Source organism: Kitasatospora sp. NPDC088134, assembly GCF_044741705.1.
Taxonomy (GTDB): Bacteria; Actinomycetota; Actinomycetes; order Streptomycetales; family Streptomycetaceae; genus Kitasatospora.
The window spans coordinates 1-15377 of the sequence record NZ_JBIUTD010000034.1 but is presented as its reverse complement, the minus strand read 5'-3'; the positions used below and the strand labels follow the sequence as shown (position 1 = coordinate 15377).

Here is a 15377-nt window from a genome sequence, read left to right as displayed (position 1 = left end):
CGCCCCCACCGGGCAGACGGCGGCCGTCCGCTCCCGCTCCCGCAAGCTGTCGGACATAAAAAGTATGACGTTTTGGTTTACCTGGCTTGAATAAGTCATACCTTTGAGTCAAGGTTGCCACGCAAGCAGGCGTCGTCGCAGACGCGGGCAAGGACAGGAGCACCACCCATGGCTCTCAGCGCCGAGAACCAGCAGCCGCCCGTCATCGTGGTGATGGGCGTCTCCGGAGTCGGGAAGACCACCGTCGCCCGACTGCTCGCCGACCGCCTCGGCCTTCCCTACGCCGAGGCCGACGACTTCCACCCCGCCGCCAACATCGCCAAGATGCGCTCCGGCGTCCCGCTGGACGACGAGGACCGGCTGCCCTGGCTGCGCGCCCTCGGCGCCTGGCTGGGCGAACGGTCCGCCGCCGGCACCGGGGGAGTGGTCACCTGCTCCGCGCTCAAGCGCCGCTACCGCGACGTACTGCGCGCGAACTGCCCCGACGCCTGGTTCCTGCACCTGAACGGCAGCCACGACCTGGTCGGCGACCGCCTCGCGCACCGCACCGGCCACTTCATGCCGCCGTCCCTGCTGAACTCCCAGTACGCCACCCTCGAACCGCTCCAGGCGGACGAGAACGGCACCGTGCTGGACGTCGACGCCTCCCCGGAGACCCTCGTCGAACGCGCCGCGGCCGCCCTGCCCCACTGACCGGCCCCGACCGGCCCGCCCGGCCCCGACCGGCAACCCCACACCCCTGCGTCACACCCGTCGCCGACCGCCCGACAGCCGGACGGTGACGGCCCGTCGATGGAGACCCCCGTGACCCCCACCCTGCTCGCGGCCGGCGCCCCGGCGCTGCCGCACACGTCCAGCAACGGGCAACTGCTGCTCGCGGTGCTGCTCAGCATCGGCGCGATCGTGCTGCTGATCACCCGCTTCAAGATGCACCCGTTCCTGGCCCTCACCCTCGGCTCCGGGCTGCTCGCCGCCGTCGCGGGCGCGCCCTTCGACAAGCTGCTGGCCAGCTTCTCCACCGGCTTCGGCTCCACCGTCGCCTCGGTCGGCCTGCTGATCGGCCTGGGCGCGATGCTCGGCAAGCTGCTCGCCGACTCCGGCGGCGCCAACATCATCGCCGACACCGTGCTGGCCCGGACCGGCCCGAAGGCGCTGCCCTGGGCGATGGCGCTGATCGCCGCCGTGCTCGGCCTGCCGCTGTTCTTCGAGGTCGGCGTGGTGCTGCTGATCCCGATCGTGCTGCTGGTGGCCCGGCGCGGCAACCTCCCGCTGATCCGGATCGGCATCCCCGCGCTGGCCGGCCTCTCCGTCCTGCACGGCCTGGTGCCCCCGCACCCGGGCCCGCTGGTCGCCGTCGACGCCCTGCACGCCGACCTCGGCGTCACCCTCGCGCTCGGCCTGCTGATCGCCGTCCCCACCCTGATCGTGGCCGGCCCGCTCTTCGCCCGCCTCGCCGAGCGCTGGGTCGGCCCGCTGGCGATCCCCGCCGCCCAGGGCGCCGAGAGCACCCCGGCCGGGACGCCCGACCCGGTGAAGCGCGAGCAGACCCGCACCCCGCGGTTCGGCGCCGTCATGGCGACCATCCTGCTGCCCGTCGTGCTGATGCTCGGCAAGGCCCTCGCCGACGTGGTCGTCGACGACCCGAAGTCCACCGTCCAGCGGTTCTTCGACTTCATCGGCTCGCCGCTGATCGCCCTGCTCGCCGCGACCCTGCTGGCCATGCTGACCCTCGGCCGGGCGGCCGGCTTCGACAAGGGGAAGATCTCCGCGACGGTCGGCTCCGCGCTCGGCCCGATCGCCGGCATCGTGTTCATCGTCGGCGCGGGCGGCGGCTTCAAGCAGACCCTGATCGACGTCGGCGTCGGCAACGCGGTCAGCGAGTGGTCCGGCAAGTGGCACGTCTCGGTGCTGCTGCTCGGCTGGCTGATCGCCGTGCTGATCCGCCTGGCCACCGGCTCCGCCACCGTCGCCACCATCACCGCGGCCGGCATCGTCGGCCCGCTCGCCGCCGGCATGTCCACCACCCACGCCGCCCTGCTGGTGCTCGCCATCGGCGCCGGGTCGCTGTTCCTGTCGCACGTCAACGACGCCGGGTTCTGGCTGGTCAAGGAGTACTTCGGGATGAGCGTCGGCCAGACCCTGAAGTCCTGGTCGGTGATGGAGACGATCATCTCGGTGGTGGCGATCGCCCTGATCATGCCGCTCAGCCTGATCATCTGACGAACCACCGCGCCCGCCGCACCCCCAAGACCGCGACGCCCTCCGGACCTCCCGCTTCTCCCGGAGGGCGTCGCCACGCCCGCCGACGGACGGGGCTCAGCGCCCCAGCAGCTCCGCCACCCGCTTGCGGACCTCCTCGGTGTCCAACCCGCGCACCGTCACCGTGGTGCGCCGGCGCAGCACGTCGTCCACCGTGTACGCCCACTCCTGTTCGGCCGCGTACACCACCTGCGCCCAGATGTCCGGCCCGTCGGGGTGCACCCGCTCGCCCAGCTCGGGGCGCTCCGCGACCAGCCTGGCGATCCCGAAGGAGAGCGTGCCGTAGTGGGTGGCCAGGTGCCGGGCCACCAGCGGGTCCATCCGGGACCCGGGGTCACGGTCCATCAGCAGCCGGTGCGCGACCGCGTTCGGCGCGCCGATGCCGGGCAGCGGCACCGTCGCCGGGATCGGCGAGACGTCCTCCGCCAGGCCCGCCCCGGACGCCTGCTTCAGCTTCTCCAGGACGACCCGGCCGATGTGCCGGTAGGTGGTCCACTTGCCGCCCGCGACCGACAGCATGCCACCGCGGCCCTCCGTCACCACCGTCTCCCGCTTCGCCGCGGCCGTCGTCCCCGGCCCGCCGGGCAGCACCCGCAGGCCCGCGAAGGCGTACGTGATGTCCTCCCGCCGCAGGTGGTCCGCCCGCACCGCGTGCCCGGCCTCGTCGAGGATCTGGTCGACGTCGGCCTCGGTGGCGCGGACGTCCAGCGGGTCGCCGGTGTACTCCTCGTCGGTGGTGCCGAGCAGGACGTGGTCCTCCCACGGGATGGCGAAGGACACCCGGTAGTGGTCGATCGGGATGGTCAGCGCGGCCCGCCACGGCGCCTGCCGCCGCAGCACCACGTGCGCGCCCTTCGACAGCCGGATCGACGGCTCCGCGCCCGGGTACTCCATCCGCCGCAGGTGGTCGACCCACGGGCCGGTGGCGTTCAGCACCAGCCGGGCGTCGATGCCGAACTCGACGCCGTCCAGCCGGTCCCTGACCTCCGCGCCGGAGACCCGGCCCCGGGTGAAGCGCAGCCCCGTCACCTCGGCGTGGTTGAGCACCACCGCGCCCGCGTCCACCGCCGCCCGCACCGTCATCACGGCCATCCGGGCATCGTTCATCTGATGATCACCGTAGACGGCGACCGAACGCAGCCCCTCCGTCCGCAGACCCGGCACCGCCCGCGCCGCCGCCGCCGGGGAGGCCACCCGGCCCAGGCCGTCCCGGAACGCCGACAGCGCCGAGTACAGGAACACGCCCGCGCCGAGCTTCGGCGCCGAGTGCGGCCCGTCCCGGTACACCGGCACGAAGAAGGTCAGCGGGTTGACCAGGTGCGGGGCGACGTCGGTGGCCAGCGCCCGGCGCTCCTTGTGGTTCTCGGCGACCAGCTTCACCGCACCCGTCTGGAGGTAGCGCAGGCCGCCGTGGACCAGCTTGGAGGAGGCGGAGGAGGTGGCGCCGGCGAAGTCGCCGGCGTCGACCATGGCGACCTTGAGACCGGCCTGGGCGGCGGTCCAGGCGGTGGCGGTGCCGAGGATGCCGCCGCCGATCACCAGCAGGTCGTAGCGGGCCCGGCCGAGCAGTTCACGGGTGGCGGCACGGGGGACGACGCGGCCGGCGTCGCGCTCGGCGCCCAGGGTCGGGATGGTTGCCATGGTGTGTGGTGGGCGGGCCCGTGGGGCGGGCCCGCGTCTCCTTCCGGTCGGGAAAGTGGTGGTTCCGGCGGCCGCTCAGACCTGCTGCTGGGCGTCCCGCTCGTCCTGCTCGATCCAACCCATGGTGCGCTCCACGGCCTTCAACCAGTTGCGGTGCTCGCGCTCGCGCGTCGCCGCGTCCATCCGGGGCGTCCACTCGGCGGCCCGGTGCCAGTTGGCGCGCAGGGTGTCGAGGTCGCTCCAGAAGCCGACCGCCAGGCCGGCCGCGTACGCGGCGCCGAGCGCCGTGGTCTCCGCCACGAACGGCCGCTCCACCGGCGCATCCAGCACGTCCGCGATGTTCTGCATCAGCAGGTTGTTGCTGGTCATCCCGCCGTCCACCTTCAACGCCGTCAGTGTGACCCCGGAGTCCTTGCGCATCGCGTCGACGACCTCGCGGGTCTGCCAGGCCGTCGCCTCCAGCACCGCCCGCGCCAGGTGCCCCTTGGTGACGTACCGGGTCAGCCCGGCGATCACCCCGCGCGCGTCGGACCGCCAGTACGGCGCGAACAGCCCGGAGAACGCGGGCACGAAGTACGCCCCGCCGTTGTCCTCCACCGTGCTCGCCAGCGTCTCGATCTCCGCCGCCGTCGAGATGATGCCGAGCTGGTCGCGCAGCCACTGCACCAGCGACCCCGTGACCGCGATCGACCCCTCCAGCGCGTACACCGGGGCCTGGTCGCCGATCCGGTAGCCGACGGTGGTCAGCAGGCCGTGGTACGAGTTGACGATCTTCTCGCCGGTGTTGAGCAGCAGGAAGGTGCCGGTGCCGTAGGTGGACTTGGCCTCGCCCTCGGCGAAGCAGGTCTGCCCGAACAGCGCGGCCTGCTGGTCGCCCAGCGCCGCCGCCACCGGCACCCCCGCCAGCTCGCCCACCGCCTCCCCGTACACCTCGGCCGAGGACCGGATCTCCGGCAGCACGTTCAGCGGGACGCCCATCGACTCGGCGATCTTCTCGTCCCACTGCAGGGTGTGCAGGTTCATCAGCATGGTGCGCGAGGCGTTGGTGACGTCGGTGACGTGCTTGCCGCCGTCGACACCGCCGGTGAGGTTCCAGATCACCCAGGTGTCCATGGTGCCGAACAGGATGTCGCCGGCCTCGGCGCGCTCGCGCAGGCCCTCGACGTTGTCCAGCAGCCAGCGGATCTTCGGCCCGGCGAAGTAGGAGGCCAGCGGGAGGCCGGTCTCGCGGCGGAACCGGTCCTGGCCCACGTTGCGGCCCAGCTCCCGGCAGAGCGCCTCGGTCCGGGTGTCCTGCCACACCAGCGCGTTGTGCACCGGCTCGCCGGTGTGCCGGTCCCACAGCACGGTGGTCTCGCGCTGGTTGGTGATGCCGATCGCCCGGATGTCGTCCCGGGTCAGGCCGGCCTTCTCCAGCGCGCCGCGCACCACGGACTGCACCCGGGTCCAGATCTCGGCGGCGTCGTGCTCGACCCAGCCGGGCTGCGGGAAGATCTGCGAGTGCTCCTGCTGGTCGACGGAGACGATCCGGCCGTCCGCGCCGAACACGATGCAGCGGCTGGAAGTGGTGCCCTGGTCGATCGCGGCGATGTAGCTGGCAGTCATTCGATTCCTCGGCTCACGGACTCGGACTCGGACACGGACGTCGGAGGGGGAGGGGCTGACCCTTCGTCAGTCCCCGTGCGCGCGGGTCCGGCAAACCACACGGACGGTCCGGCCCGGGCCGACCCTCCAGCCACCGTTTGACAATGTCGATCAATGTCCGGAAGCCAACCGCAGCCGAACCCCCGAGTCAAGGAGCCTCCACCCCACCGGCCACCCGCCCAGGAGCCGGTGCGCCCCGGACTCCCGCATCCTCCGGTCGACCATGCCGATCACCGTCCCCGCACTCGATCCCGCCCCGGGTCAGGCCGCGGGCTCCGCCACCCACCCCGCCAGCAGCACCAGACCGGTCGCCCGGTGCACCGCCAGGAACGCGAACGGCCGGTCCAGGACCAGCCCCGCCCGCCGGGCCCGGAACCGCCGCGGGGCGAGCACCGCCGCGCTCCGGGCCATCATCACCGCCGTCACCGCACCGCCCTCGAACCCCTCGGCACCGAAGTCCGCCAGCGCCGCCTGCCGTGCCTCCGACACCTGCAGCGGCCCGCTCCGGTCGATCCCGGGGAAGTGATCGCCGGGACCGGCCGCCGCCCGCAGCCCGAACAGGTCCCGGTGCGCCAACAGGTCGTGCGAGGAGCGGACCCGGAACGCGACCGTGGCCAACTCCCCGACGGGGTCCGGCGCCGCCGCGTCCACCGTCTCCAACCGCAGCCCCGGCCAACCGGGTGCGCCGTCCGCCAGCTCCGCCACCGGCACCCGCCGCACCTCCCCGGAGAGCAGCCCGAACCCGGCCGCCACCACCGCCCCGGGCGCGGCCCCCGCCGCACCCAGCACCAGGTGCACGTCCACCTCGCCGGCGCCCTCGACCCGGACCTCCGTCACCGGCCCCGCCGCGGACTCCGCCACCGAGATCCGCTCGAACAGCTCCCGACCGGCTGCTGTCAGCCGCCTCGACTCCCGTCCCGCCCAAGGCCCTTCGGAGATCCGGCCGGGCAACGCGCGGAACGGCCGGGCCCACCGGGTGCGCACCGTCACCGCCGAGGCCAGCACCAGCAACGCCCGGTCCAGCGAACCCAGCGGCATCCGCGGGATCAGCCCACCGCTCTCCCGCTCCGCCCAACGGTCCAGCGCCGCCCGGTCCTTGCCGGCATCCCCGGTCAACTCCCCCCACCGGCCCGGCCCCAGCCGCGCCACCCACCCCGGCTCGACCCGGCACCCCCGCGCCGTCCACAGTCCGAGCGCCGCCCCGCACCCCTCGATCCGCCGCACCCCGTCGAGCAACTCCCGGGCCACCGGCAGGGACTGCTCCATCGGCACCCCCAACGCCGCCGCCAACTCCGCCCGCGCCACCCCGCCCGCCCCCGAGGCCAACGCCGCCAACAACGGCCACACCCCGACCGCCGTCCACACCTCCCCGAAGCCGTACCCCAACTCCCGCCCCCAGCGCACCCCCAACCCATTGACCAGCCCGACCACGTCCTGCTCCACCGTGCTTGGCCGCGCCGCGTCCTGTTCGGCCGTGCCCTGCTCCGCCGTGCCCTGTTCCGTCACGTCCCGCTCCGTCACGTCCCGCTCCTCCCGGCCGGTGGACCGACGCCCCCGACCTCGCCGTCCCGCAGCCCACTATCCCGCTGATCCCCTTACCAGCCGGGCGAGTTCGGCCACCTCCGCCGGGCCGACCCGGCAGCAGCCGCCCACCAGCCGGGCCCCGGCGGCCACCCAGCCGCCCACCGCGCCCGGATCGAAGGTTGCCGTCCCCGCCCAGTCCCGCGCCCCGGCGTCCCAACCCTCCCCGCTGTTCGGGTACGCCACCACCGGTCGCCCCGTCACCTCCGCCGCCAGCGCGACCGCCGCCGACACCTCCTCCGGCGCACAGCAGTTGACCCCGACCGCCACCACCTCCGGAACCTCCGCCACCAGCGCGAACGCCTCCGCCAGCGGCTCACCGCCCCGGGTCCGCCCACCCGCCGCCCCGAACGAGAACCACACCGGCAGCCCCAACTCCCGTACACAGTCGGCCAGTACCGATGCCTCCAACAGGTCCGGCACCGTCTCCACCGCCAGCACGTCCGGCCCCGCCGCCGCCAGCGCCGCCAGGCGCGGACGGTGGAAGTCCGCCAACTCCGTTGCGGACAGCCCGTAGTGGCCCCGGTACTCGGACCCGTCCGCCAGCACTGCCCCGTACGGCCCGACCGAGGCCGCCACCCAGAGTGCCGGCCCGTCGCCGGACGCCGCCGACACCTCCTCGGCCGCCTGCCGCGCCAACTCCACGCTCAGCGCCAGCAACCGGTCCGCCTTGGCCGCGCCCACCCCGCGCGCCGCGAACCCCGACCGGCTCGCCTGGTAGCTCGCCGCCGTCGCCACCTGCGCCCCCGCCTCGAAGTACGCCCGGTGCGCCGCCACCAGCTGCCCCGGATCGTCCACCAGCAACCGCGCCGACCACAGCGCGTCCGTCAGGTCGCACCCCTGATCGGCCAGCCGGTTCGACAACCCCCCGTCCAGCACCAGCGTCCCCGCCGCCAACGCCGCCCCGAAACCCCCGTCGGCGCCGGACGCCCCGTCCATCTGCACAGCCATCCCTCCAGCCTGCACCCGCCCCGGGCCCACCGCGACCCCGGCCCGCCCCCGTTCCCGCCCGCTCCGGCTTCGCCCCCGCCGCCTCACCCGGTCGGACTACCATCCCCTCATGACGACCCAGCCGTCCGCCCGCCCCGCCGTCTTCGGCCCGCACAGCCACTGCCACTGGTGCGGCGCGCCCTACCCGGAAGGCACCGAGGCGTGGCCGCGGACCTGCTCCGGCTGCCAGGAGATCAGCTACCGCAACCCGCTCCCGGTCACCGTCGCCCTGCTGCCCGTGCACCACCCGGACGGGGACACCCGACTGACCGTCATCCGCCGCACCATCGAACCGGGTTACGGCCAGCTCGCCCTGCCCGGCGGCTACGTCGACTACGGCGAGAGCTGGCAGCAGGCGGTGGTCCGCGAGCTGCGCGAGGAGACCGGCATCCCGGCCGACCCGTCCGAGGTCCGCCTGGTCGCCACCGAATCCGACTCGCGCGGCGGCTTCATCTGCCTGTTCGGGCTGCTCCGGCCCCGCAACCTCGCCGACCTCCCGCCGTCCGTCCCCACCGAGGAGACCGAGGGCTGGCAGCTCGCCACCGTCGACACCCAGCTGGTCTTCCCGTTCCACACCCGGGTCGCCGGCTCCTGGTTCGCCGGCGAGTACGCCCACCTCTGAACCCCTCCGAACCCCGCTGAACCGCGCCGGGCCGATCGGAAACCGCTTTCCGACCGGCCCCGCAGCAGCCTTCCACCCCCATCGCTACCGCCCGAGCACCGCCATCGCCGCGTTGTGCCCCGGAATCCCGCTCACCCCGCCGCCCCGCACCGCGCCCGCCCCGCACAGCAGCACCCGCGGATGTGCGGTCCCGACGCCCCAGCGCCCCACCGGCGGCCCGCCGTCCGCCCCGTCCAGGAACGGGAACGCCAGGTCCCGGTGGAAGATGTTGCCGCCCGGCAGCCGCAGATCGGCCTCCAGGTCGAGCGGTCCGCGCACCTCCAGACAGGGCCGCCCCTCCGCATCCGTCGCCAGGCAGTCCGCCAGCGGCTCCGCCAGCACCCCGTCCAGGGCCGCCAGCACCCCCTCCAACGCGGCCTGCCGCACCCCCGCCGGATCGGCGGCGAACAGCCGGGCCGGCACCTGCAGCCCGAACAGCGTCAAGGTCTGCGCCCCGGCCGGCACTCCGGGCCCCAGGATCGACCGGTCGGCCAGCGAGTGGCAGTAGATCTCGGACGGTGCGGGGGAGGGCAACCGCCCTGCCGCAGCCGACCGGTAAGCGTTTTCCAGTTCCGTGTACGACTCCGCGACGTGGAACGTTCCCCCGAACGCGTCCCGCCCGTCCACCGCCCCGTCCCGCAACCGCGGCAGCCGGCGCAGCAGCATGTTCACCTTCAACTGCGCCCCCTCCGGCCCGGCCCAACCCGCCGCCCCGCCCCCGTCCGCCGGCGCCGACCCGCCCACCAACCGCTCCAGCTCCACCGGCGCCGCGTTGCACAGCACCCAGCGCGCCCCGACCCGCCGCTCCACCCCGTCCGCGTCCCGGAACCCCACCTCGGCCGGGCCACCCGCCCCACCGGGGTCCACCGCCGTCACCTCACACCCCGTCAGCAACTCGGCCCCGCCCGCCCGGGCCGCCTCCGCCAGCGCCCCGGACACCGCGCCCATCCCGCCCACCGGCACGTCCCAGTCACCCGTCCCGCCCCCCACCACGTGGTACAGGAAGCACCGGTTCTGCCGCAGCGAAGGATCGTGCGCGTGCGTGAACGTCCCGATCAGCGCGTCCGTCAGCACCACGCCCCGCACCACGTCGTCCGCGAACCTGCGCTCCAGCGCCTCGCCCAACGGCCGCTCGAACAACTCGCCCCAGGCCACCGGATCGTCCACCCGGGCCCGCAGCTCCGCCCGCGAGGGCAACGGCTCCGTCAACGACGGGAACACCCGCTCCGCCACCCGCCCGGTCATCCCGTAGAACTCCCGCCAGGCCGCGAACTCCCGCTCCCCACCCGTCAGTTCCCGGAACGACCCGGCCGTCCGCCCGGCGTCCCCGGCATCCACCAGCAGCCCGCCGACCCGCCCGTCCCGCTCCCACGGCGTGTACGAGGAGATCCGCCGGCGCCGCAGCTCCACCCGCACCCCCAACTCCGTCAGGATCCGCCGCGGCAGCAGGCTCACCAGGTACGAGTACCGCGACAGCCGCGCGTCCACCCCGGCGAACGCCCGCTCCGACACCGCCGCCCCGCCCAGGTGCCCCAACCGCTCCAGCACCAGCACCCGCAGCCCGGCCCGCCCCAGGTACCCGGCCGCCACCAGCCCGTTGTGCCCGCCGCCCACGATCACCACGTCATAAGCCACCGTCATCCCGCCGGTCTACCACCTCCCACCCGCCCCCACCAGCACCCCGACCGCCCGACCCTGGACCAGCGGAAGATCACGTGGCATGGTCAGCAGCGTCAGCACCCCACGGACGGCCCGCCACAAGCCCACCCGTCCCCACCCCGGCCTGGAGACCACCACGTGAGCACCCCTCCGACCCCCCAGGACCAGCAGCACCCGCACCCCGAGCCGCTCTGGCGCCCGCACCCCGACCGCGCCGCCGCCAGCCGCCTGGTCGCCTTCCAGCGCTGGGCCGCCGAGCACCACGGCGCCCCCGCCGCCCCGCTCGCCCCCGTCGACACCGACGCCGAGGCCGCCACCCGCTACGCGGACCTCCACCGCTGGTCCACCGAGGACGTCAACCGCTTCTGGACGGCCGTCACCGAGTACTTCGACATCCGCTTCCACACCCCGCCCACCGCTGTCCTCGCCGAACCCGCCACCATGCCCGGCGCCCGCTGGTTCCCCGGCGCCACCCTCAACTACGCCGAACACGCCCTGCGCGCCGCCGAGGACCCGGCCAACGCCGACCGCCCCGCCGTCCTCCACCTCGACGAGCGCACCACCGAGCCCGTCGCCACCAGCTGGTCCGAACTCCGCCGCCAGGTCGGCTCGCTGGCCGCCGCCCTCCGCGCCAACGGCGTCCGCCCCGGCGACCGGGTCAGCGCCTACCTGCCCAACATCCCGCAGGCCGCCGTCGCCCTCCTCGCCACCGCCGCCGTCGGCGCCACCTGGACCAGCTGCGCCCCCGACTTCGGCGCCCGCAGCGTCCTCGACCGCCTCCAGCAGATCGAACCCACCGTCCTGTTCGCCGTCGACGGCTACCACTACGGCGGCAAGGACCACGACCGCACCGAGGTGGTCGCCGAACTCCGCCGCGAACTCCCCACCCTCACCACCGTCGTCCACGTCCCCCTGCTGGACACCCCCGCCCCCGAGGGCACCCTCTGCTACGACGACCTGGTCGCCGACGACACCGACCCCGTCTTCGAACCCGTCCCCTTCGACCACCCGCTCTGGGTCCTCTACTCCTCCGGCACCACCGGCCTCCCCAAGGCCATCGTGCAGAGCCAGGGCGGCATCCTGGTCGAACACCTCAAGCAGGCCGCCCTCCACCTCGACCTCGGCCCCGACGACCGCTTCCTCTGGTACACCTCCACCGGCTGGATGATGTGGAACTTCCTGCTGGCCGGCCTGCTCACCGGAACCACGATCGTCACCTACGACGGCAGCCCCGGACATCCCGACACCGGCGCCCTCTGGTCCGTCGCCGCCCGCACCCGCGCCACCGTCCTCGGCACCTCCGCCGCCTACGTCATCGCCAGCCGCAAGGCCGACCTCCACCCCGGCCGCGACCTCGACCTCTCCGCCGTCCGCTGCCTCGGCACCACCGGCTCCCCGCTCCCGCCCGACGGCTTCCAGTGGATCTACGACGAGGTCAAGTCCGACCTCTGGCTCGCCTCCGTCAGCGGCGGCACCGACGTCTGCTCCTGCTTCGTCGGCGGCGTCCCCACCCTCCCCGTCCACCTCGGCGAGATCCAGGCCCCCTGCCTCGGCGCCGCCGTCGAGTCCTGGGACCCCGACGGCCACCCGCACACCGACACCGTCGGCGAACTCGTCGTCACCAAGCCCCTGCCGTCCATGCCCACCGGCTTCTGGAACGACCCCGACGGCCGCCGCTACCACGACAGCTACTTCGACACCTACCCCGGCACCTGGCGCCACGGCGACTGGATCACCGCCACCTCCCGCGGCACCGTCGTCATCCACGGCCGCTCCGACTCCACCCTCAACCGCCAGGGCGTCCGGATGGGCTCCGCCGACATCTACGAGGTCGTCGAACGACTCCCCGAGATCGCCGAGTCCCTGGTCATCGGCCTCGAAGAACCCGACGGCGGCTACTGGATGCCGCTGTTCGTCGTCCTCGCCCCCGGCGCCGAACTCGACGACGCCCTCACCGCCCGCATCCGCACCTCGCTGCGCACCGAACTCTCCCCGCGCCACGTCCCCGACGAGGTCATCACCGTCCAGGGCCTCCCGCACACCCTCACCGGCAAGCGCCTCGAAGTGCCCGTCAAGCGCCTGCTCGCCGGCACCCCGCTCACCGAGGCCGTCAACCCCGGCTCCGTCGACAACCTCGACCACCTGCGGTTCTTCGAACGGCTCGCCACCACCCGCAAGCAGGCCTAGCCGGAGAAAGCCCCGAGGGGCCGCTGCCAACCCCCACGGTGGCAGCGGCCCCTCGGGAGACCAGACCCCCTACCGGCCGGACAGCACCTCCCGCGCCGCCTCCCGCGCCCCCTCGGCGGTGTCCGCCCCCCGCGCCGCCTCCGCCGCCCGCTGGCACTGCGCCAACGTGGCCTGCGCCAACGCCGCCCGCACGTACGGGATCGACGCCGCACCCATCGACAGACTGGTCACGCCCAACCCCGTCAGCACGCACGCCAGCAACGGGTCCGCCGCGGCCTCGCCGCACACCCCGCAACTCTTCCCGACCGCCTTCGCCGCCTGCGCCGACGCCGCGATCAGATCCAGCAGCGCCGGCTGCCACGGGTCCTGCAACCGCGCCAACGACCCCACCTGCCGGTCCGCCGCGAACGCGTACTGCGCCAGGTCGTTCGTCCCCAACGACAGGAACTCCACCTCCCGCAGGATCGCCCCCGCCCGCAGCGCCGCCGACGGGATCTCCACCATCGCCCCGTACTTCGCGTCCAGCCCCACCTCCCGGCAGGCCCCCGCGAACGCCCGCGCGTCCACCCCGTCCGCGACCATCGGCGCCATCACCTCCAGCCGCACCGTCAGCCCCTCCGCCGCCCGCGCCAACGCCCGCAACTGCGTCCGCAACACCTCCGGGTGCTCCAGCAGCGTCCGCAGCCCGCGCACCCCCAGCGCCGGATTCGGCTCGTCCCCGGGCGTCAGGAAGTCCAACGGCTTGTCCGCCCCCGCGTCCAGCACCCGCACCACCACCCGGCCCCCCGGGAACGCCTCCAGCACCTTCCGGTACGCCGCGACCTGCTTCTCCTCGCTCGGCGCCTGTGCCGAGTCGTCCAGGAACAGGAACTCGGTCCGGAACAGCCCGACGCCCTCCGCCCCGTTCTCCAACGCCGCCGGCAGGTCCGCCGGACCGCCCACGTTCGCCAGCAACGGCACCATGAACCCGTCCGAGGTCCGCCCCGGCCCGGACGCCGCCGCCAACGCCGCCTTCCGCTCCGCCGCCCCCCGGCGCAACTCCTCCTGCCGCTCCGCCCCCGGCTCCACCAGCACCTCGCCGGAGGACCCGTCGACCGCGACCACCACCCCCTCCGCCAACTCCGTCGCCCCCGCCAGCGCCACCACCGCCGGCACCCCCATCGCCCGCGCCAGGATCGCGCTGTGCGAGGTCGGCCCGCCCTCCTCGGTCACGAACCCCAGCACCAGCGACGGGTCCAGCAGCGCCGTGTCCGCCGGCGCCAGGTCCCGCGCCAGCAGCACGTACGGCTCGTCCGAGTCCGGCACCCCCGGCATCGGCACGCCCAACAGCCGCGCCACGATCCGGTTCCGCACGTCGTCCAGGTCCGCCACCCGCCCCGCCAGGTACTCGCCCGCCGCGGCCAACAGCTCCCGGTACGCCGCGAACGCGTCGTACACCCCGCGCTCCGCCGTCGACCCCGCGTCGATCCGCCGGTTCACGTCCGCCAGCAGCTCCGGGTCCTGCGCCATCAGCGCCTGGGCCTCCAGCACCGCCTGCGCCTCACCACCGGCCAGGTTCCCGCGCGCCACCAGGTCCGCCGCCACCGCCTCCACCGCGGCCCGCGCCCGGGCCTGCTCCCGAGGAGCCTCCTCGGCCGGGACCTGCGCCACCGGCGGCTCCAGCACCGCCGTCCCCATGTGACGCACCTGCCCGATGGCGACCCCGTGGCTGACCCCCACGCCGCGCAGCGTCCGCTCCATCATTCGAACCCCTTCGCCTCGCCGTCCGCCGCCGTCAGTTCCAGATGAACAACTCGCCACCGGCCGTGACCTCACCGGACTCCGCGACCCCGCTCAACTGCTCCGCCGACGCCTCGAGCGCCACGATGGGCGAGATCGGCGACTTCCCCGCAGCCTCCACCGCCGCCGGATTCCACTTGATCACCGGCTGCCCCCGCCGCACCCGGTCCCCCTTGGTCACCAGCAGCTCGAACCCCTCCCCATTGAGCTGCACGGTGTCGATCCCCAGGTGCGTCAGCACCCCGTGCCCGTTCTCGTCCATCACCACGAACGCGTGCGGATGCATCGACACCACCTGCCCGTCCACCGGCGCCACCGCCTCGATCGGCTCCCGCAACGGATCGATCGCCGTCCCCGGCCCGACCATGGCCCCCGCGAACACCGGGTCCGGAACATTGGCGAGCCCGACGGCGCGGCCGGCGAGCGGCGACGTGACAGTGGTCATGGTGGAGCCTCCCAGGTACGGAGTACATCGCGGGTGGCCGCGGGGCAGCGGCTCATCGATCAGCGAGAACCAAATTACGTCAACTTCGGACATCTCATGACATAGCGACCGCGCGCCACTCCACCGAAGATCGCCACCCGCACCCACCCCGCCGCATACGAACCGACCTTCCCGCGCCCTCTCTACCGAACCCGCCGCCCTCAAGTGGTCTAGTCCTCTCGGCCGACGCGCCGCACTCTACGGCATCCGAGTGAGCCCGCACCCGCCCCGCCGACACCCCCTTCGAGCGGCCGTTCGGGTGACTCCATCCCGCCTCGATTAGGTGCTGCGGCGCGGAGCCGCTATGGTTGCTCAGGTCGCCGCGCAACGGCGGTTAACAGAGCAAGTCAGACAGGTAAAGCGGCGGTCAACGCAGCGAAAACAGTCTGATAGGCTCGAAACACGAAAGAACGAAGCGCCCGGAGGGTCCGCAGGAATGCGGTCCGAAGGAAGCGTCCGTTCCTTGAGAACTCAACAGCGTGCCAAAAGTCA

The 15377-nt window shown here is 73.9% G+C and carries 11 protein-coding genes; 4 read left to right on the top strand and 7 right to left on the bottom strand.

Annotation, left to right across the window (positions count from 1 at the left end; genetic code table 11):
• Positions 1 to 168 precede the first annotated feature (168 nt).
• Positions 169 to 693 carry a gluconokinase gene (locus ACIOHG_RS33875; protein WP_400956379.1) on the top strand — a complete coding sequence of 175 codons (525 nt, stop codon included), beginning with the start codon at positions 169 to 171 and terminating at the stop codon, positions 691 to 693.
• Positions 694 to 792: 99 nt separating this feature from the next.
• The gene (locus tag ACIOHG_RS33870) at positions 793 to 2220 is read left to right on the top strand and encodes a gluconate:H+ symporter (RefSeq protein ID WP_400956376.1); all 1428 of its coding nucleotides are present in this window, start codon (positions 793 to 795) and stop codon (positions 2218 to 2220) included.
• A 96-nt stretch (positions 2221 to 2316) separates the two neighbouring features.
• On the opposite strand, the gene ACIOHG_RS33865 is transcribed toward ACIOHG_RS33870, so the two are convergent.
• From ACIOHG_RS33865 to mmuM, 4 genes are all read right to left on the bottom strand, one after another.
• The gene (locus tag ACIOHG_RS33865) at positions 2317 to 3900 is read right to left on the bottom strand and encodes a glycerol-3-phosphate dehydrogenase/oxidase (protein ID WP_400956373.1); all 1584 of its coding nucleotides are present in this window, start codon (positions 3898 to 3900) and stop codon (positions 2317 to 2319) included.
• A gap of 75 nt (positions 3901 to 3975) precedes the next feature.
• The gene (glpK, locus tag ACIOHG_RS33860) at positions 3976 to 5505 is read right to left on the bottom strand and encodes a glycerol kinase GlpK (protein WP_400956370.1); all 1530 of its coding nucleotides are present in this window, start codon (positions 5503 to 5505) and stop codon (positions 3976 to 3978) included.
• A 300-nt stretch (positions 5506 to 5805) separates the two neighbouring features.
• A complete protein-coding gene (locus ACIOHG_RS33855; RefSeq protein ID WP_400956367.1) occupies positions 5806 to 7065 on the bottom strand; it encodes a hypothetical protein in 1260 nt (419 codons plus the stop codon).
• A 57-nt stretch (positions 7066 to 7122) separates the two neighbouring features.
• Positions 7123 to 8064, bottom strand: a complete 942-nt coding sequence (gene mmuM / locus ACIOHG_RS33850) for a homocysteine S-methyltransferase (protein ID WP_400956523.1) — start codon at positions 8062 to 8064, stop codon at positions 7123 to 7125.
• A gap of 121 nt (positions 8065 to 8185) precedes the next feature.
• Between mmuM and ACIOHG_RS33845 the strand changes: the two genes are divergently transcribed.
• Complete coding sequence (locus ACIOHG_RS33845; protein WP_400956364.1) at positions 8186 to 8737, top strand: NUDIX domain-containing protein; 552 nt, start codon at positions 8186 to 8188, stop codon at positions 8735 to 8737.
• An 84-nt stretch (positions 8738 to 8821) separates the two neighbouring features.
• On the opposite strand, the gene ACIOHG_RS33840 is transcribed toward ACIOHG_RS33845, so the two are convergent.
• On the bottom strand, positions 8822 to 10417 hold the full coding sequence (locus ACIOHG_RS33840; RefSeq protein WP_400956361.1) for a phytoene desaturase family protein: 1596 nt from the start codon (positions 10415 to 10417) through the stop codon (positions 8822 to 8824).
• A 156-nt stretch (positions 10418 to 10573) separates the two neighbouring features.
• Here ACIOHG_RS33840 and ACIOHG_RS33835 point away from each other — a divergent pair, with 156 nt between their 5' ends.
• Positions 10574 to 12622, top strand: a complete 2049-nt coding sequence (locus ACIOHG_RS33835; protein WP_400956358.1) for an acetoacetate--CoA ligase — start codon at positions 10574 to 10576, stop codon at positions 12620 to 12622.
• Positions 12623 to 12691: 69 nt separating this feature from the next.
• On the opposite strand, the gene ptsP is transcribed toward ACIOHG_RS33835, so the two are convergent.
• Positions 12692 to 14362 (bottom strand): phosphoenolpyruvate--protein phosphotransferase, encoded by a 1671-nt coding sequence (gene ptsP / locus ACIOHG_RS33830; protein WP_400956520.1) that lies wholly within the window; start codon positions 14360 to 14362, stop codon positions 12692 to 12694.
• A 34-nt stretch (positions 14363 to 14396) separates the two neighbouring features.
• On the bottom strand, positions 14397 to 14846 hold the full coding sequence (locus tag ACIOHG_RS33825) for a PTS glucose transporter subunit IIA (RefSeq protein ID WP_400956356.1): 450 nt from the start codon (positions 14844 to 14846) through the stop codon (positions 14397 to 14399).
• Positions 14847 to 15377 lie beyond the last annotated feature (531 nt).

Coding starts and splice junctions, on each gene's coding strand:
- ACIOHG_RS33875 (WP_400956379.1), top strand. CDS start 169: ATGGCTCTCAGCGCCGAGAACCAGCAGCCGCCCGTCATCGTGGTGATG.
- ACIOHG_RS33870 (WP_400956376.1), top strand. CDS start 793: ATGGAGACCCCCGTGACCCCCACCCTGCTCGCGGCCGGCGCCCCGGCG.
- ACIOHG_RS33865 (WP_400956373.1), bottom strand. CDS start 3,900: ATGGCAACCATCCCGACCCTGGGCGCCGAGCGCGACGCCGGCCGCGTC.
- glpK (WP_400956370.1), bottom strand. CDS start 5,505: ATGACTGCCAGCTACATCGCCGCGATCGACCAGGGCACCACTTCCAGC.
- mmuM (WP_400956523.1), bottom strand. CDS start 8,064: ATGGACGGGGCGTCCGGCGCCGACGGGGGTTTCGGGGCGGCGTTGGCG.
- ACIOHG_RS33845 (WP_400956364.1), top strand. CDS start 8,186: ATGACGACCCAGCCGTCCGCCCGCCCCGCCGTCTTCGGCCCGCACAGC.
- ACIOHG_RS33840 (WP_400956361.1), bottom strand. CDS start 10,417: ATGACGGTGGCTTATGACGTGGTGATCGTGGGCGGCGGGCACAACGGG.
- ptsP (WP_400956520.1), bottom strand. CDS start 14,362: ATGGAGCGGACGCTGCGCGGCGTGGGGGTCAGCCACGGGGTCGCCATC.
- ACIOHG_RS33825 (WP_400956356.1), bottom strand. CDS start 14,846: ATGACCACTGTCACGTCGCCGCTCGCCGGCCGCGCCGTCGGGCTCGCC.